We start from the raw sequence: 18,509 nt of genomic DNA, 5'->3' as shown, positions 1-18,509 counted from the left end.
CTCGCCTCTTCGCGCGAAAGGTGGTGGTGGCTGTCCGGCCCCGGCGGGCTCAGCCCGGGTACATGTCCGTCTCGCCGCCCATGACGGCGATGCGCCGGCCCCGCATGTCGCCGACCTGGGCGACCGCCGCCGCCCACTCGGGACTGTCCAGTGCCTTGCGCAGGTCCTCTGCGGTGTCGAAGGTCAGGACGGAGACCCCGTCCCAGCCTTCCGAGCGGGGTTCGAGGGCGGCGTCGACGTCGGTGTGCCGCCAGGACCGCAGTCCGGGCAGGGTGCGGGTGAGTTCGGCGTGTTCGCCGCGCCACCAGCCGATGAACCGCTCGTGGGTCCACTCGGGCGGCCGGGCGGCCAGCAGGACCAGGTTGTACATCGCGCCCTCCTCGGGCTTCTCAGGTGAACAGCACCTCGGGCGAGCGCCCGATCATCAGCCGCCGCAGCCGGCCGGTCGCGTCCAGCCGGGCGCCGGCCACGAAGGTGGCCTCCGGCACCCCGGCGCGCCGCACCTCGCCGAGGAACAGCTCGTCCCGGCCGACGGTGCCGGCCGTGAGCAGGTGGTGGGTGCGCACGCCCACCTCGCGCTGGGCGAGGTAGCCCGTCAGTTCGGCCCGGCCGCCGTGGAAGTCGGTCGCGCCTCCGCCACCGGTGGAGAAGAGGATGGAGAACGAGAAGTCGTCGCTGATCAGGTCCAGGACGCGGTCCGCGTCCGCGCTGTCGAGGATGGCGAACCACCGGGTCAGGAACGCCGCGGTGGACTGGGCGGCCGGGGCGGTCACGGCCGGTCCACCAGGTCGAACTCCGTGGTGAAGAAGGACTGGTAGCGCGCCATCAGCCCGGCCGCCGAGACCTGTACGGCGGAGAGGAACGCCCCCGTGGTCACGCCCTTCTCGACGACGAAGCCGTACGCCGTCTCGACGTCGCCGTCGACCGCGTACCTCTTGATCTCATGGGTACGGTCCACGGCCCGCCGCCCGGCTATGTAGGCGGCGAACTCGTCGCGCGAGGCCCCGCTGCGCTCACCCCCGGGCAGGGCGATGAGGAAACGGAATCCGGGCTCCACCAGCTCCAGGGCTTTTTCGGGATCCTGGCCGTCCATTCGGGCCATGTATTCGCGCAGCACCATTGCCGATCGCTCTCCCCACAGACGTGATGTGGCAGGCACAGACCTTCTCGCCACAACCTGAGTTCAGTTCAGTTTGATCCCAGGACGGCCGCCCCGGCAAGAGGCGGGACGGGACGGACCCGGAAGTCATTCGGCGACCATGCGCACCACGCATCCCTCGATCATCTCGCTGATCTCGGCGAGCGGGATCGCCCCGGTCGGCCGGTACCAGCGCCAGACGCTGACGATCATGCCGAGCACGGCCAGGCCGAGGGTGTGGGCGTCGCGCAGCGGGAAGGCGCCCTTGGACATGCCGCGCATCAGCAGGTTCGTCCAGTCCCGCTCGACCATCTGCACCAGCTGGCGGGCCGCGACCCGCTCGGTCTCCTCCCGCCTGGACTTGCGCGGGTTGGCCAGCAGGGACATGTTCGCCTGCAGGATGCGCATCTGGCGGATCTCCTGTTCGGTGACCGCGAAGGCGGAGCGCACCGCCGCGCGCACCTCCTCGACCGGCTCCGTCACGTCCTTCGTGGCCTCGACGAACTGGTCGTGGGAGCGCTGGAGCTCCAGGCGCATGATGGTGAGCAGGCAGTGGGCCTTCGACTCGAAGTAGTGGTAGAGCGCCGTCTGCCCGATGCCGACCCGGTCGGCGACCTCGGACCACTTGGTGCTCTCGTAGCCGTCCTCCCCGAACCGCTCCACCGCGGCCACCAGGATGGCCGCCCGCTTCGACCTGGGCCCCTCCTCCGGATCCACGATCCGCGCCCTTGCCATCGTCTCTCCCTCTGCTCCACGGCCGGTTCCGATCACCGTCCGGTCGTCCGAGAGTAGACCCAAGTTCAGGTTGGCTTCGAATCGACCGGACGCGAAGGTGCGGGCGGCCCCGCCCGTCACCGCGCGGGCGCACGTGTGAAGTCCGGCGGGCGCCGGCCGAGGAACGCGGCCATGCCCTCGCGCCCCTCCCCCGACACGGCGGTCGCGGCCAGCCGGCGGGCCTCCGCGTCGAGCTGTTCGTCCAGCCCGGCCGCGCCCGCGTCGGCGACCAGCCGCCGGGTCACGCCGTACGCCCCGGTGGCGCCGTGTGCCAGTCCCCGCGCGGCCTGCACGGCCTCCTCCCGGAGCCGCTCCGGCTCGACCACCCTGCTCACCAGTCCCATCTCCAGGGCCTCCGCGGCGGACACCCTCCGGTTGGTCAGCAGCAGGTCCAGTGCCCGCTTGGGGCCGACGAGACGGGGCAGCAGCCAGGTCACGCCGGCGTCCGGTGAGTACCCGATCGCGGTGTACGCCGCGGTGAAGTGGGCGTCGGCGGCGGCGAACCCGAGGTCGGCGGCCATCGCAAGGCCGAGTCCGGCCCCCGCCACGGCCCCCTGCACGGCCGCCACCAGCGGCGCGTCGAGGCCGGCGAGGATCCGCAGGGCCGCGTGCAGCGCGTCGGTGACATCGGTGAGGTGCCCGGCCAGCCGCTCCGCGGGCAGGGCGCCGAACTCCTTCAGGTCGCCGCCCACGCAGAAGGCCGGCCCGCGCCCGGTGAGCAGCACCGCCCGCACCCGCGCCGCCGCGCACTCCCGTGCCGCCGCCAGCAGCCCCGTGGCGGTCGCGAGGTCGATCGCGTTGCCCGCGCCCCGGCACATCTCGACGTGCGCCACCCCGTCGTCGTCGATCCCGACCGTGACCCTCATCGTGCCGTCCACCCCCCGTCCACGGTGAGCACCTGTCCGGTGCAGTACGACGACGCGTCCGAGGCCAGATAGAGCAGCGCTCCGTCCAGCTCGCCCGGTGCGCCACCGCGCCCGAGCATCGTGCCGCGCTCCACCCAGCGCCGGGAACGCTCGTCGGCGAAGAGTCCGTCGGTCATCTCGGAGCGGAACCAGCCGGGCGCGAGGGCGTTCACCCGCACCCCCGTCTCCCCCCACTGCCCGGCCAGTTCCCGGGTCAGCCCGAGGAGCCCCGCCTTGGAGGCGGCGTAGGCGGCCCCGCCGAGGGGGGCACCGGCCACGAGCCCGAGGACGGAGGAGACGTTGACGACCGATCTCGTACGGCCCTGATCGCTCCCTGCCTCGGCGAGCAGCCGGGCGAGGTGGAACGGCGCCACGAGGTTGACGGCCAGGACGCCCGCGAAGTCGCCGGGGCTCTCGTCCTGTGCGCGTACGGCGCCCGGTGCCCCCGCGTTGTTGACCAGGACGTCGAGCCGGCCGCGGTGCGCGAAGGCGGTCTCCGCGAGCCGGACGCGGTCCGCCTCCCGCGTCACGTCGCAGACGACCGGGTGGATGCGCGGGTCCCCGTCGGCCAGTTCGGTCAGCTTCTCCGGGCGTCTGGCCGCCGCGAACACCGTGGCACCGGCGGCGGCCAGCACCGTGGCGAAGCGTGCGCCCAGCCCCGACGAGGCCCCGGTGACCACGGCCGTCCGGCCGTCGAGCGAGAACAGGTCCCCGTCCGCGCCGGTCACCCTCCCACCCCGATCGGCAGTGCGGTCGCCCCGCCGTCCAGGACGAGCGTCTGGCCGGTCATCCAGGACGAGGCCCCGGACGCGAGGAACACCGCCGCGTTCGCCACGTCCTCGACCGTCCCCAGCCTGCGCAGGGGCAGCTTCGCGGTCAGGATCGGCTCCCTGGGTTCCCATACGGCCCGCGCCAGTTCGGTCTTGACCAGGCCGGGCGCGATGGCGTTGACCCTGGCGTGCGGGCCCAGTTCGTAGGCGAGTTGCCGGGTGAGATGGAGCATCGCCGCCTTGGTCGCGTTGTACCAGCCGATGTGCGGGTCGACGACCAGCCCACCGACGGAGGCGATGTTGACGACGGCTCCTCCGTGCTCGCGCATCCATGCCCGCCAGGCGTGCCGGGTCCACACGACCATGGCGTACTGGTTGACCTCGACCGTCTTGTGCGCGCGTGGCGGGTCGAGGTCGAGCAGGGGGCCCATGTAGGGGTTGGTGGCGGCGTTGTTGACCAGGACGTCGAGTCGGCCGAACCGGCCCACCGTCTCCTCGACGCACCGTTCGGCGTCCTCCGGCCGGCCCGCGTGGGCGACCACCTCGTGCACCTCGCCGTCGCCCTCGACCCGCAGCAACTCCTGGCGCGCGGTGGCCAGTCCGTCCGGCTTGCGGGCGGCGATCACCACATGGGCGCCCGCCTCCCGGTACGCCTTCGCGATGCCGAGCCCGATTCCCCGGGAGCCGCCGGTGATCACGGCCACCCGTCCGTCGAGTGCTTGCCCGTTCATGCCGACTCCTCGGGATACCTGGCCAGTTCACGCCGGGCCACGGTGCGCAGGTGCACCTCGTCCGGGCCGTCCGCGATCCGCAGCGCCCGCGTGATGGCGAACAGCCGGGCCAGCACGGTGTCGTCGCTGACCCCGGCGGCCCCGTGCGCCTGGACCGCCCGGTCGACCACCCGGTGGGCCACCTCCAGCGCGGCCACCTTGATCGCGGCGACCTCGGTACGGGCGGCCACGTTGCCCGAGGTGTCCATCAGCCAGGCCGACTTCAGGACCAGCAGCCGCAGTTGCTCGATCTCGATCCGGCTGCGGGCGATCCACTCACGGACGACGCCCTGGTCGGCGAGCGGGCCGCCGAAGGCGGTACGGGTCAGGGTCCGGCGGCACATCAGCTCCAGGGCGCGTTCGGCGAACCCGACCGCCCGCATGGCGTAGTGCATACGGCCGGGCCCCAGCCGCCCCTGGGCCAGCGCGAACCCCTCGCCCTCGCCGCCGAGCAGGGCGGACACCGGCACCCGCACGTTCTCGAAGAGCACGTCCCCGTGGCCGCACCGGTCGGTGTAGCCGAACATGGGCAGGTCGCGCAGGACGGTGATCCCGGGGGTGTCGCGCGGGACCAGCAGCATGCTCTGCTGCCGGTAGGCGGGTGCGCCGGGGTCCGAGACCCCCATCAGGATGATCAGCCGGCAGTCCGGGTCCAGGATCCCGGAGGTGTACCACTTGTGGCCGTCGACGACGTACTCGTCGCCGTCCCGCCTGATCCGGGTGCGGATGTTGCGCGCGTCGGAGCTCGCCACCTCGGGCTCGGTCATGGCGAAGCAGGACCGGATCCGCGCGGCCAGCAGCGGTCGCAGCCAGCGGTCCTGCTGCTCGGGGGTGCCGTAGAGGGCGAGCAGTTCCATGTTGCCGGTGTCGGGGGCCGAGCAGTTGAACACCTCGGGGCCGATGACGGAGCGTCCGGCCAGCTCGGCGAGCGGGGCGTATTCGAGGTTGGTGAGGCCCGCGCCCCAGTCGCCGTGGGCGAGGAAGAGGTTCCACAGTCCCTCGGCGCGCGCCCTCTCCTGCAGTTCCCGCATGATCGGGGGGAGTTGGTGCGGGTCGTCCCCCTCGGCGAGCTGGCGGTCGTGGACGGGCTCGGCGGGCAGGACGTGCTCCGCCATGAACGCGGCCATCCGCGAACGGAGTTCCTCGGCCCTCGGCGAGAGTCCGAAATCCATGGTGCGGCTCCTTCAGGACCGTCGGGACCGTGCGGCGAGGATGCCTGCGGCCGTGCGGATCATCGCCGCGATGGTCGGGGGCAGCCGCTCCTGGTCGGGGTCGTGGTGCTTGCCCTCGCGGTGCCTGCGCAGGTTGTGGCCCATGATCGCGGCCATCTTGGTGCGGGCCAGGGCGCGGAACCAGTCGAGGGCGGGCGGTGCGGGGCGGCCGTCGAGGTAGGCGGTGAGCAGTTCCTCCTCGGTGGGCAGACCGGGCACCGCACGGCCGAGGCGGGGGAAGTTGCGGTGGTCGGCGAAGAGGAGGAACCACGCGAGGTCGATGCGCGGATCGCCGTACTCCCAGATCTCCCAGTCCACCACGGCCGTCGGCCGATCGCCCCGGCACAGGACGTTGCCGAGGCGGAAGTCGCCGTGGGTGAGGGTGGGTGCCGTACCGGCGGGGATGCGAGCGGCCAGTGCGTCCAGCAAGCCCTCGGAGCCGGGGCGCAGTTCGTCCGGCACCGCCCGCATGGTGCGGCTCCACCGCTCCAGCTCCCCCGCCGGATCGAGGGGTCGGCGGCCCTCCGGGCTCGCGGTCCCGTGCAGCTCGCGCAGCACGCCGGCCAGGGCGAGCATGCGGGTCCGGCACCGCCCGGGGTCCAGGTGGTGTTCGTCGAGGACCGGTTCGACGGCCTCGCCGTCCACGAACTCCATGGCGAACCAGGCGGGTTCGGTCTCGTCCACGGCCACGACGGCCGGGACGGGCACCGGTGACCCGGCGAGTGCGCGCAGGATCCGCGCCTGCCGGAGCACGTCGTTGCGGCCGACGGCGCGCTGTCCGGGCGGCACCGCCTTCACGACGTACGAGACCGCTCCGGCCGTGACGGAGTAGGTGAGGCCCGAGTGGCCGCCGGGCAGGGTGCGCAGGTCCCCCGGCGGCTCGTGCGGGTGCCGGGCGGCAAGCCGTTCACGGACCCGCCGTCCGAGTTCGGCCACTTCGGTCGTCGTACTCAACTTCCCGTTCCCTTCGGCTCTTTGGGCAGCCGGAGCACGCGCTCGGCCAGGATGTTGCGCTGGATCTCGTCGCTGCCGCCGGCGATGCGGTAGCCGGGGGCGCCGAGCAGGTGCTCGGTCCAGGCGAAGGTGCCCCACTCCCCCGTGTCGGCGGCCAGCCGTGGTCCGAGGAGCTGCTGGACGAGGTCGGTGGTGGCGCGCATGGTCGCGGTGGCGTGCAGCTTGCCGACCGATGCCTCGGCGCCCGGTTCGCGGCCGGCCGCCAGGGCGGCCGTCACCCGGAGTCCGGTGAGCCGTTGGACGAGCGTGCTGACGTAGAGGTCGGCCGCCTGCTGCTGTTCTCCGCCGGTGAGCGGGCGAGGCAGCCGCCGGGCGAGGTCCAGGGCGCGCTCGGCGTTGTCCAGACCGAGGCCGCCGGAGTCGAGGCGTTCGGCGGCGAGCACGGTGAGGGTGACCCGCCAGCCCTCGCCGACCGGCCCGAGCCGGTCGGTGTCGGGCACGAAGACGTCGTCGAGGTAGACCTCGTTGAAGCTGGAGCCGCCGGTCATCTGCCGGATGGGCCGTACGGTGACGCCCGGCGCGTCCATGCGGACCATGAGGACCGTGATGCCCGCGTGCCGGGGAGCGTCGGGGTCGGTGCGGCAGACGGCCACGCCCCAGGTGGCGACCCGGGCGCCGGACGTCCACACCTTGTGGCCGCGCACCACCCAGCCGTCGCCCTCCCGCACCGCCCGGGTGCGGACGCCGGCCAGGTCGGAACCGGCCTCGGTCTCCGAGAAGAGCTGGCAGGCGAGTTCGTCGGTACGGAGCATGGGGCGCAGCCAGCGCCGCTGCTGTTCGTCCGTGCCCCAGATGCGGACGGCGGGGGCGACGAGGTGCCGGGTGACCGGGAAGACCTCGGTACGGCGCGGTACGTCGTAGGCGGCCTCTTCGGCGCGGTACAACTGCTCGTAGTACGAGGGGACTTCGCGGCCCCCGAACTCCGGTGGCCAGCCGAGGGCGCCCCAGCCCTGGTCGTACCGGGTGCGCTCCCACTGCCGTGTCAGGTCGGTGTGGGCGCGCTCCTCGGCCTCGGTCCAGTTCTCGAAGACCGCCACCGAGTCGTCGCCGCGACCCCGGTCCTGGTGCGCGGCGCGCTCCTTCGCCACGCCGGCCAGCCAGCTCCGGGCCTCGGCGCGGAACTCCGCCGGCTCGGGAATGCCGCTCATCCTCCTCCGACCTCCCTTCTTCTCGATGCCTCGACGCCTCGACGCCTCGGTGCCTCGACGCCTCGGTGCCTCGGTGCCTCGACGCCTCGGTGCCTCGGTGCCTCGGTGCCTCGGTGCCTCGGTGCGTCCTGATGTGCCTCGACGCGCTCAGCGGGTCAGCACGGTGCAGGCGCTGACGCCCGGCGCCCCGTACACGTGGGTGAAGCCGGCCGCCGGACCACCCGGCACCTGCCGCTCGCCGGCCCGGCCGCGCAACTGCTGGACGACTTCGTGGACCTGGCGCAGCCCGGAGGCTCCGACCGGTTCGCCGTTGGCGATGCAGCCGCCGTCGGTGTTGACCGGCAGCGAGCCGCCGATCCCGGTCGCCCCGAACGGGATGAGCGACTCCTGTTCGCCGTGTGCGCAGAACCCGCACTCGGCGAGGTGCATCACCTCGGCACCGCTCTCGGTGTCCTGGAGCTGGCACACGTCGATGTCCCCCGGGCCCAACCCGGCTTCCTCGAAGGCGTCCCGCGCGGCGTCCGCGCTCACACTCGTCGGGGTCCCGGTCGGCGCCCAGGGGCTGAAGACCTCGAAGGAGCCGAACCGGCGGGTCCGTACGACGGCCGCCCGCAGCACGACCGGAGTGCCGCCGAGCTCGCGGGCCGCGGCACGGCTGCACAGGATCAGGGCCACCGCGCCCTGCCCCGGCGAGCAGAACATGTACCGGGTCAGCGGGTCGTTGACCATGCCGGACGCGAGGATCTCGTCGGCGTCGAGCGGCTTGCGGCGCCAGGCGTGCGGGGTGAGCGCGCCGTTGGCGTACGCCTTCTCGGCGACCAGGGCGAGGGTGCGGGGGCTGATGCCGTGGTCGTGCATGTACCGCTGGATCTTCATCGCGAAGAACTGCGTGGTGACCATCAGCCCGTCGCGCCCGTAGGCCTCGTCGAGCCCCCAGTCGGCGGGCCGCGGGTCGAAGGCGCCGCGCGGGTGCTTGTCGAAGCCGACGGCGAGAGCGACGTCCGCCGCTCCCGACCGGATGGCGTGGACGGCCGACACCAGTGCGCTGCCGCCGGTCGCGCAGCCGTTGCGGACGTTGGTGAACGGCACGCCGGTCAGGCCGAGTTCGGCGACCAGGGTGTCGGCGTTGCCGGCCGCGTCGCTGCCGCCGTACGCGGCCCGTACCCGTGACCACGGCAGTCCGGCGTCCTGGAGCGCGGCGCGCACGGCTTGCACGGCCAGGTCCCGGCCGCTCGCCTCCGTCCGGGCGAAGGAGGTGATCCCGGCCCCGCAGACGAGCACGTCCTCGCCGCTCATACGGCGGCTCCCGTGGCCCTCGGCACACCGTCGCCCGCGGTGACGGTGACCGGCATGCCGATCTCCGCGTCCTCGGGCCGGATGTCCAGGGCGGCCAGTACCCGTACGCCTTCGGGGAGTTCGACGTATCCGACGGTGAAGGGCGTGAACCCGGCGGCGGGCGGGGCGTACGGCGGGGACTTGGGCGCGTACCGCTGCACGGTCCAGGTCCACAGCGTGCCCGTGGCGGAGAGCAGGACCGGTTCGGCCGGTCCCCCGCAGCGGGGGCACCCGGGCCGGGCCGGGTAGACGGCCACCGTGCAGTCGGCGCACCGGGAGCCGCGCAGCCGGCTCCCGGACTCCGCCGCGGCGCTCAGCGGCCCTTCCACTGCGGTTCCCGCTTCTCCAGGAAGGCCGCCACGCCCTCCGCCGCGTCCTCGGAGTTGAGCATCACGCCGACGGCGAGGTGTTCCATGACCATCAGGGACTGGATGTCCGCGTCGAGGCTCCGGTCGATGGTCATCTTGGTGATCCACATGGTGAACGGGCTCTTGTCGACGAGCTGGTCGGCGAACTCCTCGACGGTGGCGTCGAGTTTGTCGGCGGGCGCCGAGGAATTGATGAGCCCGAACCCGGCGGCCTCGATCCCGGTGAGCAGCTTGCCGGTGAGCATGAGCTCCTTGGTCTTGCGGACGCCGATCATGCGCGGCACGCGGTAGATCGGTCCGGCGCCGCCGAACAGGGCGCGGCGGATGTGGAAGTCGCCGATCAGCGCGTCGTCCGCGGCGATCGCGAAGTCGCAGGAGATCATCAGCTCGAAGCCGCCGGCGGTGACATGCCCTTCGAGGACGGCGATCGACGGGGTCTTCATCGAGTACAGCCGGTCGCAGACCTTGGCCGACAGCACGGCGACGTCGATCGCGTTGGACCTGCCGACGAAGTCGGCCTTGAGGCTGTCCAGGTCGAACCCGGAGCAGAAGGTGTTGCCGCGCCCGCGCAGCACCAGCACGCGCAGTTCGGGGTCCGCGTCGACCTCGGTGATGATCTCGTCGAGGCGGTTGAGGATCGGCACGGTCACGCAGTTCTTCTTGTGCGGGCGGTTCAGCCAGACCCGCGCCACCTGCCCGTCGCGCTCGAACTGGATCTCGTCTTCGACTGCCATGAGTCCTCCAACTGAACTGAATTGAGTTCGATTCTGGGGGCGGTGGATGCCCCTGTCAATGGTCGGGAAGATCGGCGGCCGATGGGCGGTCAGTCGCCGCGGCCGACGAGGCCCAGCAGGCCGGCCAAGCGCAGGGCATGGTCGTCACCCGTGCCGAACAGTGCCTCGTCGGCTCTGGCGCGGCGCACGTAGAGGTGGGCCGGGTGCTCCCAGGTGAAGCCGATACCACCGTGGAGCTGCACGTATTCGGCAGTGGCGAGGCGATAGGCACGAGTGCAGGCGACCGCCGCGGCAGCCGCGGCCACGGGCAGCTCGGGCCGCCGCACGGCCAGGCAGGCACTCGCGTACGACGACGCGGAACGGGCCCCCTCGACCGCGACCAGGAGATCGGCCAGCCGGTGCTTGACCGCCTGGAAGGATCCGATGGCTCTACCGAACTGAGTTCGGTGGGACACGTAGTCCAGGGTGGCGTCCAGAGCGTGGGCGCTGCCTCCCACGTGCTCGGCGGCCAGTGCGGCCCGTCCGGCGTCCAGCACGGCGGCGGCGATCGCCGGGACCTGTCCCGGCTCGCCGACCGATTCGGCCGCGGCTCCCGCGAACCGGACCAGCGCCTGGCGCCGGGTGGGGTCGAGGACACGGCGTGCCGTACGGCGGCAGGTCGCGGCGTCGGGTGCGCACGCGAACAGCCGCTCCCCGTCCGGGGCGCGGGCGGCGACCAGCAGCAGCTCGGCGCCCTCTCCGTCGGGCACGAAGTCCGCCTCGCCGCGCAGCAGCCAGCCGCCGGGGCCGCGCTCGGCCGTGACGTGCGCCGGGTGCAGCACTCCGGCGACGGTCGCGGTGCGGGCTCCGGAGGCGATGCCCGGCAGCCAGCGTTCGCAGGCCCGCCGGTCGCCGCCGGCCAGCAGGGCCTCCCCGGCCAGTACGACGGCCGGCAGCAGCGGCACGGGACACAGCACGCGTCCCGTCTCCTCCAGGGCGACGGCGAGTTCGGCGAAGGTGTAGCCGGCGCCGCCGTACTCCTCGGGCACGGCGAGGCCGTGCACGCCGATCTCGCCGGCGAGCCGGTCCCACAGCGCCCGGTCGAATCCGCGCGGGCCCGCGGCCTGTCGGCGGACCTGCTCGGGCCCGCAGGAACCGGTCAGCACATCCCGCAGAACCGCGCGCAGTTGGCGCTGCTCCCCGGTCTCCAGCAGCAGCTCGGGATCGACATCGAGCCGGACCATCGGGACCTCCCTCACACCGTGAACCGTCCGCCGTTGGCCAGCAGGACCGCGCCCACGAGATTCGCCGCGTCCTCACTCGCCAGGAACAGGGCGATGTCGGCGATCTCCTCCGGCGTGGCGTAGGGCCGGACCCGTGGATCGGCGAAGCCGCGCCGCAGCGCGGTGGGCGTGCGCGCCGCCATGCCCGTCTCCGTCGGCCCCGGCGCCACCGTGTTGACGCGGACGCCGAACGCGATCGCCTCCTTGGCGACGGCCTGGCTCAGCGCGTGCGCACCGGCCTTCGACGCCGCGTAGTGCGGATAGCCGGCCAGGGTGTCGAAGGCCGAGGAGGAGCCGACGGTGACGACCGCCCCGGATCCACGGGGCGCCATGACGCGCAGCGCGGCGCGCAGCACGTGGAAGGTGCCGTCGAGGTTGACCCGCAGCACCCGCCGCCACGCGTCGTCGCCCAGTCTCGTGGTCACTTCGGGTGGCCGGCCGTCGAGCAGCGCGTCGGCGATCCACTCCTTGGCAGCGGGATCGTCCACACCCGCCGCGTGCACCACCACGTCCAGGCGTCCGTGCGCCTCGGTCGCGTCCGCGATCGCCCGGTCGACCTGTGCGGGGTCCGCGACGTCCACGGTCAGCGCGCGGGCGCCGGGCAGTTCCGCCGCCACGGCCGCGACGGCGGTGCCGTCGATGTCGGCCGCGAAGACCTCCGCGCCCTGCTCCGCGAGCCGCCGGGCGGTCGCCGCACCGATTCCGGAACCCGCGCCGGTGACCAGGGCGACTCGGCCGCCGAAGCGGCCCGCCCTCCCGTCACCGCGTCCGTCACCGCGTCCGTCACCCATAGCGGTCACCTCTCCCTCCACCCGTTCCCTGCACCCGTCTCAGCTCTACTGAACTGACTTCATTTTTGTTACGGTCTCGGTCATGTCAACAGCCAGAACAAGAGCGGTGCGGCTGACGCGCCGGGGCGGGCCGCCCGTCCTCACCGGACTGCCGAGGCCGGTGCCCACGGGCGAGGAGGTGCTGCTGCGGGTCGAGGCGGCCGGGCTGTGCCGGTCGGACCTGCACGTCGTCGACGCCGCCGCGGGCGGTCTCCCGTACCGGGTTCCGTTCACCCTCGGCCACGAGGTCGCCGGCCGGGTTATGGAGCGGGGGCCGCGGGCCGTGGGTCCGGCCGTCGGGGAGCGCGTCGTCGTGTACGGGCCGTGGGGCTGCGGGCGGTGCGCGAACTGCGGTGCGGGCGCGGAGAACTACTGCGACCGGCGACCGGACCTCGACCGGGAACTGGCCGGCACCGGGGCGGGGCTGGGCCGCGACGGCGGGATGGCGGACACGATGCTGGTGCCGTCCGGGCGGCTGCTGGTCCCGGTGGGCGACCTGGACGCGGTCCAGGCGGCGCCGCTGACCGACGCCGGGCTCACCGCGTACCACGCCGTCACCGCCTCGGGGCGCCCCCTCCCCGACGGCGCGAGCGTGGTCGTGCTCGGGGTCGGGGGGCTGGGTCACCTCGCGGTCCGGATCCTGCGGGCCACGACCACCGCGCAGGTACTGGCGGTGGATGTGCGGGAGGAGGCGCTGGCCCTGGCCGACGCCTGCGGCGCGCACTTCGCGACGCTGCCGCGGCCCGACACCGCCCGCGTCCTGCGGGCGCGGACGGGCGGGACCGGGGCGGCGGCCGTGCTCGACTTCGTCGGCAGCCACTCAAGTCTGGAACTCGCCGTCGGTGCGCTGCGGGCCGGCGGGGAGCTGGTCGTCGTCGGCAGCGGGGGCGGTGAACTGACGGTCCGCAAGCCCGGTGCGCTCCCTCCCGGAACGCGGATCTCGCTGCCCTTCTGGGGGACCGTGCCCGAGCTCCGGCGGGTGGTCGCACTGGCCCGGGAGGGTGCTCTGCGCGTGGAGGTCGAGCAATATCCGCTGTCGGGCGCGCTGGAGGCGTTCGAGAGGCTGCGGGCAGGCGCGGTGCGGGGGCGCGCGGTCGTCGTTCCGGACTGAGGCTGGGTCGAACGCGGCCGGACGCGGCCGAAACCGTACTGCCACAGCGCACCCCCACCGACCCCTCGACTACAGAAGTGAGTTCAATTAGCGTCTTGTTTCATTCGGTGACACAGAGGCGGAGGACTGCCCATGGGCGCGGACACAGTGGATCTGCTGGTGATCGGCGGCGGCATGGCGGGGCTCTCGGCCGCCGCCCGGGTGGCGGCCGAGGGCGGCTCGGTGGTGCTGGTGGAGAAGGCGGAGCGCACCGGCGGCTCGGCCCGCTTCGCCGGTTTCATCTGGACCGCGCCGACGGTCGAGGAGTTGCGCCGGGTCAACCCGGACGGCGACCCGGAGCTGGCCGCGACCCTGGTCGGCGGATTCGCCGACGGGGTGGCCTGGGTCCGGTCGCTCGGTGTGGAGTGCAAGCCGCCCGTGCCCGTTCTCGGCTTCGGCCGCGGACACCAGGTCGACACCAACCACTACCTCGACACCTGCGAACGGCTCGTCCGGGACCGGGGCCAGGAGGTGCTGACCGCCACCTGGCCCCGCGCCCTCCTGACCGAGCACGGCCGGGTGACGGGGGCCGAGTGCCTCCTGCCGGACGGCTCGGCACGCCGTATCGAGGCCGCCTGGACCCTGCTCGCGACCGGCGGCTTCCAGGGCGACCCCGAGCTGCGCGCCCGGCACCTCCACCCGCAGGCCGCCGATGTCGCGCTGCGGGCCAACCCGCACAGCCGCGGTGACGGACTGGCGCTCGGACGGGCGGCCGGGGCGGAGTTCGGCGCGAAGGACGCCGGTTTCTACGGCCACCTGATGCCGGCGGGCGTCTCCCTGGCCGATCCGGCACGCTTCGTCGACCTCGCGCTCTACTACAGCGAGCACGCCCTGCTCTTCGACACCGCGGGCGAGCGCTTCGTCGACGAGACGGTCGGCGACCACCTCACCGCCATGGCCCTGCTGGACCGGCCGCAGGCCCGCGGCCTGCTGGTCGCGGACGCGCGCGTGCACCGGGAGTGGATCAGCGCCTCGTACGTGGCGGGCATCCCGGGCGTCGACAAGTTCCAGCTGTGCCACCGCGCCGGGGCCCGCTGCGCGGTGGCGGAGGATCTGGACGACTTCGCGTCGATGCCCGAGGAGTGGGGCTATCCCGGCGCCGTGATCCGCGACCGCATCAGGGAGTTCAACGCCGAAGCGGCATCGGGCGCGGCCCCGGTACCCGGTCGCCTGCTGGACTCCCGTCCGCTGGACGAACCGCCTTTCTACGTCGTCGAGGCCGCTCCGGCGGTCACGTTCACCTTCGGCGGCCTGCTGATCGACTCGTCCGCCCGCGTCCTGGGCGGACCCGGAGCCGCGGGCGCCGGCGGGCACGGTCCGGTCCCCGGGCTGCTCGCGGCCGGCGCGGACGCGGGCGGGCTGTACCGGCGTGCCTACGCGGGCGGTCTCGCTCCCGCCCTGGTCTTCGGGCTGGCGGCGGCCCGTACCGCGCTCGCCGGGAGACCCACGGCCGACGGCCGCTGAGACCGCCGCCCGGGCGGCACGCACAAATCCCGTGCACGAGTCTTGCCCGTCCGGCGCCGCAGTGCCTAGCTTACTGAAGTGAGTTCACTTTGACTTGACGTCGGCCACGGTGCCGGTACGTCCCGCACGCGTGGCGTGAAACGCGCTCTTTCCCGAGGGAGGGACTGTGAGTCAGTTCCTGCTTGTCCTGGTCAGCGGTGTGGCGAGTGGAGCCGTGTACGGCCTCATGGGCCTCGGGCTGGTCATCATCTACCGGGCCACGGACGTCGTGAACTTCGCGATGGCGTCGCTCGCGACGCTGGGTCTGTACGTGGCCGTCTCGCTGCACGACCGCGGCGTGGCGACGGTGCTCGGCCTGCTCGCCGCCGTCGCCGTCACCGTCGCGGCGGGCCTGCTGGTCCGCGAGACCGTGATCCGGCCGCTCGGCCAGGGGCAGCTGTTCTCCGCGCTCGTGGTGACCATGGGGGTCTCGCTGATCGCCGAGAACCTGGCCGGGTCGGTCTGGGGCGAGCAGCCCAGGGACTTCCCCAGCCTGGTGGACGGCACCGTCCGCTGGTCGGGCGCGGCGCTGCCGGTGCAGAGCCTGGTGACGATCGGTGTCGCCGCGGTGGCGATGGCGCTGGTGGGCTACCTGTTCTCGCGCACCACGCTCGGCTCGGCCATGCGGGCCGTGGCCGAGTCGGCCGAGACGGCCCGGGTGGTCGGCCTCGGCGCCCAGCGGCTCGCCCGGATCTCCTGGGCCCTCGGCCTCGGCCTCGCCGCGCTGGCCGCGTGCCTGTACGCGCCGCGCTCGGGCCTGGCGACCACGGCGCTCACCGCACCGCTGTTCCGGGCCTTCGCCGGGATCTTCCTGGGCGGTCTGACCAGCATGTACGGCGCCGTCGTCGGCGGGCTGGCCATCGGTGTCCTGGACAACCTGGCGGCCAACTACGTCTCCGCCGGCTTCCGCGACACGTTCGTGTTCTCGTTCACCGTGCTGGTGCTGCTGATCCGCCCCCAGGGCGTGTTCGGCACCCGCACCTTCCAGCGCGTCTGAGGGGTCGCATCGATGGTCTTCAACCGTTCCGTCCTGGCGAGGGCCGCCCTGGGACCGGCCGCAGGCGCGGTACTCATGGTGTTCATGGCGGCCGGCGCGATCCCGGCCTACCAGATGTACTCGGTGGCGCTGGCGGCCGTGTACACGATGGTCGTCCTCTCGGTCGGCCTGCTCGCCGGCTGGTCCGGCATCTGGTCGGTGGGACACCCCGCGTTCTTCGCCATCGGCGCCTACTTCGCGGCGTACGGCAGCGCGCACGGCTGGGCGCTGGAGGCGGTGGTCCTGGGGGCGGTCGCCGTCGGTACCGCACTGGGCGCCTTCCTCGGGTATGCGGGCGCCCGGTTCTCGGTGCTCTACATCGCCCTGCTGACCCTCGCGTTCACCACGGTGACCCTGGAGCTGGTCAACAGGTGGAGCAGCGTGACCGGGGGCGACCAGGGCGTACCGGTGCTCCAACTGCGCAGCGTCCTGGGCCTCGGCACGTTTCCTGGCGGTGGCACGCAGGCCCAGTACCTCGCGGTGGGCGCGGCGGCCGTGGTCCTCGCCCTGGCCGTGCCCGCCCGCGCCTCGGCGCTGCGGATGCGCCTGGTGGCCGCCAAGTCGCATCCGATGGCCGCCCGTACGGCCGGCATCGCGCCGGAGGCCCAGTCGTCGCTGTCGTTCGCGGTGAGCGGGGCGTGCACGAGCTTCGCGGGTGTGCTGCTCGGCCTGATCACCGGGTTCGTCAGCCCGGACCCGTTCTCGCTCGCCTTCGGCATCTCGCTGATCGCGGCGTGCGTGCTCGGCGGGGTCGGCTCGGTCCTCGGCGCCGTGGCCGGCGGCGTCTACCTGACCTGGAGCCCGTCGCTCTCGTCCACCGTGGGGATGCCCCAGCCGGTGGTGCAGGGTGTCGTCCTCATCGCGATCCTCCTCTTCCTGCCGGCGGGCGTCGTCCCCTCCCTCGCCGGGCCCGCGCGCGAGGTCCTGCGGCGGGTACGGCGGCGGCCGGGGGCCGGGCAGCCGCCGTTCCCCGAACCGTCCGCGGAACGGCCGGAGTCCGGGCGACCGCCGTCCGCCGAGCCCTCCGCACCGCTGCCGCCCGCCGGGCGCCCGTCGGGCGCGGGCGGCGAAGCCCCCGCTCTCCTCCGTCTGGAGCACGTGTCCGTCGCCTACGGCGGACTCAAGGCCCTGGAGGACGCCTCGCTGTCCGTGCGGCAGGACGAGATCCTTGCCGTCATCGGGCCCAACGGGGCGGGAAAGACAACGCTGTTGAACGTGCTGTCCGGGCTGACCGGCAACGGGCGCGTCAGCGGCACCGCGGACTTCGCCGGCCGGCCCCTGCTCGGGGCAAGGGCGACGGCGCGACGGCGGCTGGGGATCGGCCGTACCTTCCAGCACGCCGAGGTGTTCTCCGAACTCACCGTCGCCGAGAACGTGTTGTGCACCCGCCGCCGTATCACGGCCCGCGACCGGGAGGCCGTCGCGCACCTGCTGCACTCCGTGGGCCTCGCGGGCGTGGCGGACCGTCGCCCGGCGGAGCTGCCCTTCGGTCTCCAGAAGCGGCTCGACCTCGCGCGGGCGATGGCGGAGAGGCCGCGGCTGCTGATCCTGGACGAGCCGTTCGGCGGCCTCGACGCGGGCGAGCGGGCGTTGCTGGCCGGGCACATCAGGCGGCTCAACGCCGAGGGCACCGCCGTGGTCGTCATCGACCACGTCCTCGACGACCTCTTCTCCGTCGCCCACCGGGTGCTCGCCTTCGACTTCGGCCGCACCATCGGCGACGGCACTCCGGACACCGTGCTCCAGGATCCGAAGGTGCGGTCGTCCTACCTGGGAACGGTCGGTGACCGGGCCCGGCTGCCCGACGCCGTGGGGCGGCAGAGCCTGATCCGGCTGCGCGGGACGGGCCACTCCTACGGCGGTGTGGTCGCCCTGCGGGACGTCGACCTCGACGTCCGCCAAGGATGCGTGCTGGGTGTCGCGGGAGCCAACGGCGCCGGCAAGAGCACCCTCGCCGGGATCCTGCACGGCTCGCTCCGGCCCGCGCACGGCGTACGCGAGTCGACCGGCTCGGTCCGCACGAGTCTGGCCCCCGAGGGCCGCGGACTGTTCAAGACGCTGTCGCTGCGCGAGAACCTGGAGGTCGCGGCGTACGCGGCCGGCATCACGGGCTCGGAGCTGCGCGAGCGGCTGGAGGAGACCGTCCAGTGGCTGCCGGTCCGGCTGCGGGACCGGATGTCCGCCCCGGCCGCCGGGCTGTCGGGCGGCGAGCAGCAGATGCTCGCCATCGCGCGGGCGCTGATCGCCCGGCCGGACGTCCTGATCGTCGACGAACCGGCCCTCGGTCTGGCGCCCGCCCTGGTGGACGAGGTGTACGACCGGCTGACCGGGCTGACCCAGGACGGCCTGACGGTGGTGCTGCTGGAGCAGTCGCTCGGCCGGGCCCTGACCGTCTGCCACGAGGTGGCCGTCCTGCACGAGGGCGTCGTCGCCGCTCAAGGGCGGCCGGGCGACCCGGAGTTCGCGGCCCTGGCGGAATCGGCGTACTTCAGCGGTGGCCCGGTGGCCGCCACGACCGCGGCGGCCACCGCCCGGACCTCCCGAGTGAAGTGAATTCCCGT

At 73.4% G+C, this 18,509-nt stretch carries 19 protein-coding genes; 4 read left to right on the top strand and 15 right to left on the bottom strand.

The features are described 5' to 3' along the window. Positions 1 to 49: 49 nt before the first annotated feature. The 15 genes from AB0D74_RS18405 to AB0D74_RS18335 form a co-directional block, all read right to left on the bottom strand. Positions 50 to 370 carry an EthD family reductase gene (locus AB0D74_RS18405; RefSeq protein WP_362587263.1) on the bottom strand — a complete coding sequence of 107 codons (321 nt, stop codon included), beginning with the start codon at positions 368 to 370 and terminating at the stop codon, positions 50 to 52. A 19-nt stretch (positions 371 to 389) separates the two neighbouring features. Further along, the gene (locus AB0D74_RS18400; RefSeq protein ID WP_362587260.1) at positions 390 to 773 is read right to left on the bottom strand and encodes a nuclear transport factor 2 family protein; all 384 of its coding nucleotides are present in this window, start codon (positions 771 to 773) and stop codon (positions 390 to 392) included. Beyond that, positions 770 to 1,120 (bottom strand): nuclear transport factor 2 family protein, encoded by a 351-nt coding sequence (locus tag AB0D74_RS18395; RefSeq protein ID WP_362587257.1) that lies wholly within the window; start codon positions 1,118 to 1,120, stop codon positions 770 to 772. The genes AB0D74_RS18400 and AB0D74_RS18395 overlap by 4 nt, the downstream gene beginning before the upstream one ends. 126 nt (positions 1,121 to 1,246) lie before the next feature. Next, entirely contained in the window at positions 1,247 to 1,873 is a 627-nt protein-coding gene (locus AB0D74_RS18390; protein ID WP_362587254.1) for a TetR/AcrR family transcriptional regulator, read from the bottom strand. 116 nt (positions 1,874 to 1,989) lie between these two features. Next, positions 1,990 to 2,778 (bottom strand): enoyl-CoA hydratase-related protein, encoded by a 789-nt coding sequence (locus AB0D74_RS18385; RefSeq protein ID WP_362587251.1) that lies wholly within the window; start codon positions 2,776 to 2,778, stop codon positions 1,990 to 1,992. After that, positions 2,775 to 3,545: an SDR family oxidoreductase gene (locus AB0D74_RS18380; protein WP_362587248.1), complete on the bottom strand. Its 771-nt coding sequence runs from the start codon at positions 3,543 to 3,545 to the stop codon at positions 2,775 to 2,777. The genes AB0D74_RS18385 and AB0D74_RS18380 overlap by 4 nt, the downstream gene beginning before the upstream one ends. Then, positions 3,542 to 4,318, bottom strand: a complete 777-nt coding sequence (locus AB0D74_RS18375; RefSeq protein ID WP_362587245.1) for an SDR family oxidoreductase — start codon at positions 4,316 to 4,318, stop codon at positions 3,542 to 3,544. Before AB0D74_RS18375 ends, AB0D74_RS18380 begins: the two co-directional genes overlap by 4 nt. Next, entirely contained in the window at positions 4,315 to 5,529 is a 1,215-nt protein-coding gene (locus AB0D74_RS18370; protein WP_362587242.1) for an acyl-CoA dehydrogenase family protein, read from the bottom strand. Before AB0D74_RS18370 ends, AB0D74_RS18375 begins: the two co-directional genes overlap by 4 nt. 12 nt (positions 5,530 to 5,541) lie before the next feature. Further along, positions 5,542 to 6,522, bottom strand: coding sequence for a phosphotransferase family protein (locus tag AB0D74_RS18365; protein ID WP_362587239.1), 981 nt, complete (start codon positions 6,520 to 6,522; stop codon positions 5,542 to 5,544). Further along, the gene (locus tag AB0D74_RS18360) at positions 6,519 to 7,730 is read right to left on the bottom strand and encodes an acyl-CoA dehydrogenase family protein (protein WP_362587237.1); all 1,212 of its coding nucleotides are present in this window, start codon (positions 7,728 to 7,730) and stop codon (positions 6,519 to 6,521) included. Before AB0D74_RS18360 ends, AB0D74_RS18365 begins: the two co-directional genes overlap by 4 nt. 147 nt (positions 7,731 to 7,877) lie before the next feature. Then, complete coding sequence (locus AB0D74_RS18355) at positions 7,878 to 9,026, bottom strand: thiolase family protein (protein ID WP_362587234.1); 1,149 nt, start codon at positions 9,024 to 9,026, stop codon at positions 7,878 to 7,880. Beyond that, on the bottom strand, positions 9,023 to 9,394 hold the full coding sequence (locus tag AB0D74_RS18350) for an OB-fold domain-containing protein (protein ID WP_362587231.1): 372 nt from the start codon (positions 9,392 to 9,394) through the stop codon (positions 9,023 to 9,025). Before AB0D74_RS18350 ends, AB0D74_RS18355 begins: the two co-directional genes overlap by 4 nt. Continuing rightward, positions 9,379 to 10,167: an enoyl-CoA hydratase/isomerase family protein gene (locus tag AB0D74_RS18345; RefSeq protein ID WP_362587228.1), complete on the bottom strand. Its 789-nt coding sequence runs from the start codon at positions 10,165 to 10,167 to the stop codon at positions 9,379 to 9,381. The genes AB0D74_RS18350 and AB0D74_RS18345 overlap by 16 nt, the downstream gene beginning before the upstream one ends. An 89-nt stretch (positions 10,168 to 10,256) precedes the next feature. Next, entirely contained in the window at positions 10,257 to 11,390 is a 1,134-nt protein-coding gene (locus tag AB0D74_RS18340; protein ID WP_362587225.1) for an acyl-CoA dehydrogenase family protein, read from the bottom strand. 11 nt (positions 11,391 to 11,401) lie between these two features. Continuing rightward, positions 11,402 to 12,220: an SDR family NAD(P)-dependent oxidoreductase gene (locus AB0D74_RS18335; protein WP_362587222.1), complete on the bottom strand. Its 819-nt coding sequence runs from the start codon at positions 12,218 to 12,220 to the stop codon at positions 11,402 to 11,404. Positions 12,221 to 12,302: 82 nt separating this feature from the next. Between AB0D74_RS18335 and AB0D74_RS18330 the strand changes: the two genes are divergently transcribed. From AB0D74_RS18330 to AB0D74_RS18315, 4 genes are all read left to right on the top strand, one after another. Further along, on the top strand, positions 12,303 to 13,370 hold the full coding sequence (locus tag AB0D74_RS18330; protein ID WP_362587219.1) for an alcohol dehydrogenase catalytic domain-containing protein: 1,068 nt from the start codon (positions 12,303 to 12,305) through the stop codon (positions 13,368 to 13,370). Positions 13,371 to 13,502: 132 nt separating this feature from the next. Continuing rightward, the gene (locus tag AB0D74_RS18325) at positions 13,503 to 14,873 is read left to right on the top strand and encodes an FAD-dependent oxidoreductase (protein ID WP_362587216.1); all 1,371 of its coding nucleotides are present in this window, start codon (positions 13,503 to 13,505) and stop codon (positions 14,871 to 14,873) included. A gap of 166 nt (positions 14,874 to 15,039) precedes the next feature. Next, the gene (locus AB0D74_RS18320) at positions 15,040 to 15,909 is read left to right on the top strand and encodes a branched-chain amino acid ABC transporter permease (protein ID WP_362587213.1); all 870 of its coding nucleotides are present in this window, start codon (positions 15,040 to 15,042) and stop codon (positions 15,907 to 15,909) included. 12 nt (positions 15,910 to 15,921) lie between these two features. Next, on the top strand, positions 15,922 to 18,501 hold the full coding sequence (locus AB0D74_RS18315) for an ATP-binding cassette domain-containing protein (RefSeq protein ID WP_362587210.1): 2,580 nt from the start codon (positions 15,922 to 15,924) through the stop codon (positions 18,499 to 18,501). Positions 18,502 to 18,509: the final 8 nt, after the last annotated feature.

The organism is Streptomyces sp. NPDC048278 (assembly GCF_040652195.1).
Lineage (GTDB): Bacteria > Actinomycetota > Actinomycetes > Streptomycetales > Streptomycetaceae > Streptomyces.
This window is presented reverse-complemented; position numbering and strand designations above follow the sequence as displayed.

Excerpts from the sequence above, each read along its gene's own strand:
- AB0D74_RS18405 (WP_362587263.1), bottom strand. The coding sequence starts at position 370 with ATGTACAACCTGGTCCTGCTGGCCGCCCGGCCGCCCGAGTGGACCCAC.
- AB0D74_RS18395 (WP_362587257.1), bottom strand. The coding sequence starts at position 1,120 with ATGGTGCTGCGCGAATACATGGCCCGAATGGACGGCCAGGATCCCGAA.
- AB0D74_RS18390 (WP_362587254.1), bottom strand. The coding sequence starts at position 1,873 with ATGGCAAGGGCGCGGATCGTGGATCCGGAGGAGGGGCCCAGGTCGAAG.
- AB0D74_RS18385 (WP_362587251.1), bottom strand. The coding sequence starts at position 2,778 with ATGAGGGTCACGGTCGGGATCGACGACGACGGGGTGGCGCACGTCGAG.
- AB0D74_RS18375 (WP_362587245.1), bottom strand. The coding sequence starts at position 4,318 with ATGAACGGGCAAGCACTCGACGGACGGGTGGCCGTGATCACCGGCGGC.
- AB0D74_RS18370 (WP_362587242.1), bottom strand. The coding sequence starts at position 5,529 with ATGGATTTCGGACTCTCGCCGAGGGCCGAGGAACTCCGTTCGCGGATG.
- AB0D74_RS18360 (WP_362587237.1), bottom strand. The coding sequence starts at position 7,730 with ATGAGCGGCATTCCCGAGCCGGCGGAGTTCCGCGCCGAGGCCCGGAGC.
- AB0D74_RS18355 (WP_362587234.1), bottom strand. The coding sequence starts at position 9,026 with ATGAGCGGCGAGGACGTGCTCGTCTGCGGGGCCGGGATCACCTCCTTC.
- AB0D74_RS18345 (WP_362587228.1), bottom strand. The coding sequence starts at position 10,167 with ATGGCAGTCGAAGACGAGATCCAGTTCGAGCGCGACGGGCAGGTGGCG.
- AB0D74_RS18340 (WP_362587225.1), bottom strand. The coding sequence starts at position 11,390 with ATGGTCCGGCTCGATGTCGATCCCGAGCTGCTGCTGGAGACCGGGGAG.
- AB0D74_RS18335 (WP_362587222.1), bottom strand. The coding sequence starts at position 12,220 with ATGGGTGACGGACGCGGTGACGGACGCGGTGACGGGAGGGCGGGCCGC.
- AB0D74_RS18330 (WP_362587219.1), top strand. The coding sequence starts at position 12,303 with ATGTCAACAGCCAGAACAAGAGCGGTGCGGCTGACGCGCCGGGGCGGG.
- AB0D74_RS18325 (WP_362587216.1), top strand. The coding sequence starts at position 13,503 with ATGGGCGCGGACACAGTGGATCTGCTGGTGATCGGCGGCGGCATGGCG.
- AB0D74_RS18315 (WP_362587210.1), top strand. The coding sequence starts at position 15,922 with ATGGTCTTCAACCGTTCCGTCCTGGCGAGGGCCGCCCTGGGACCGGCC.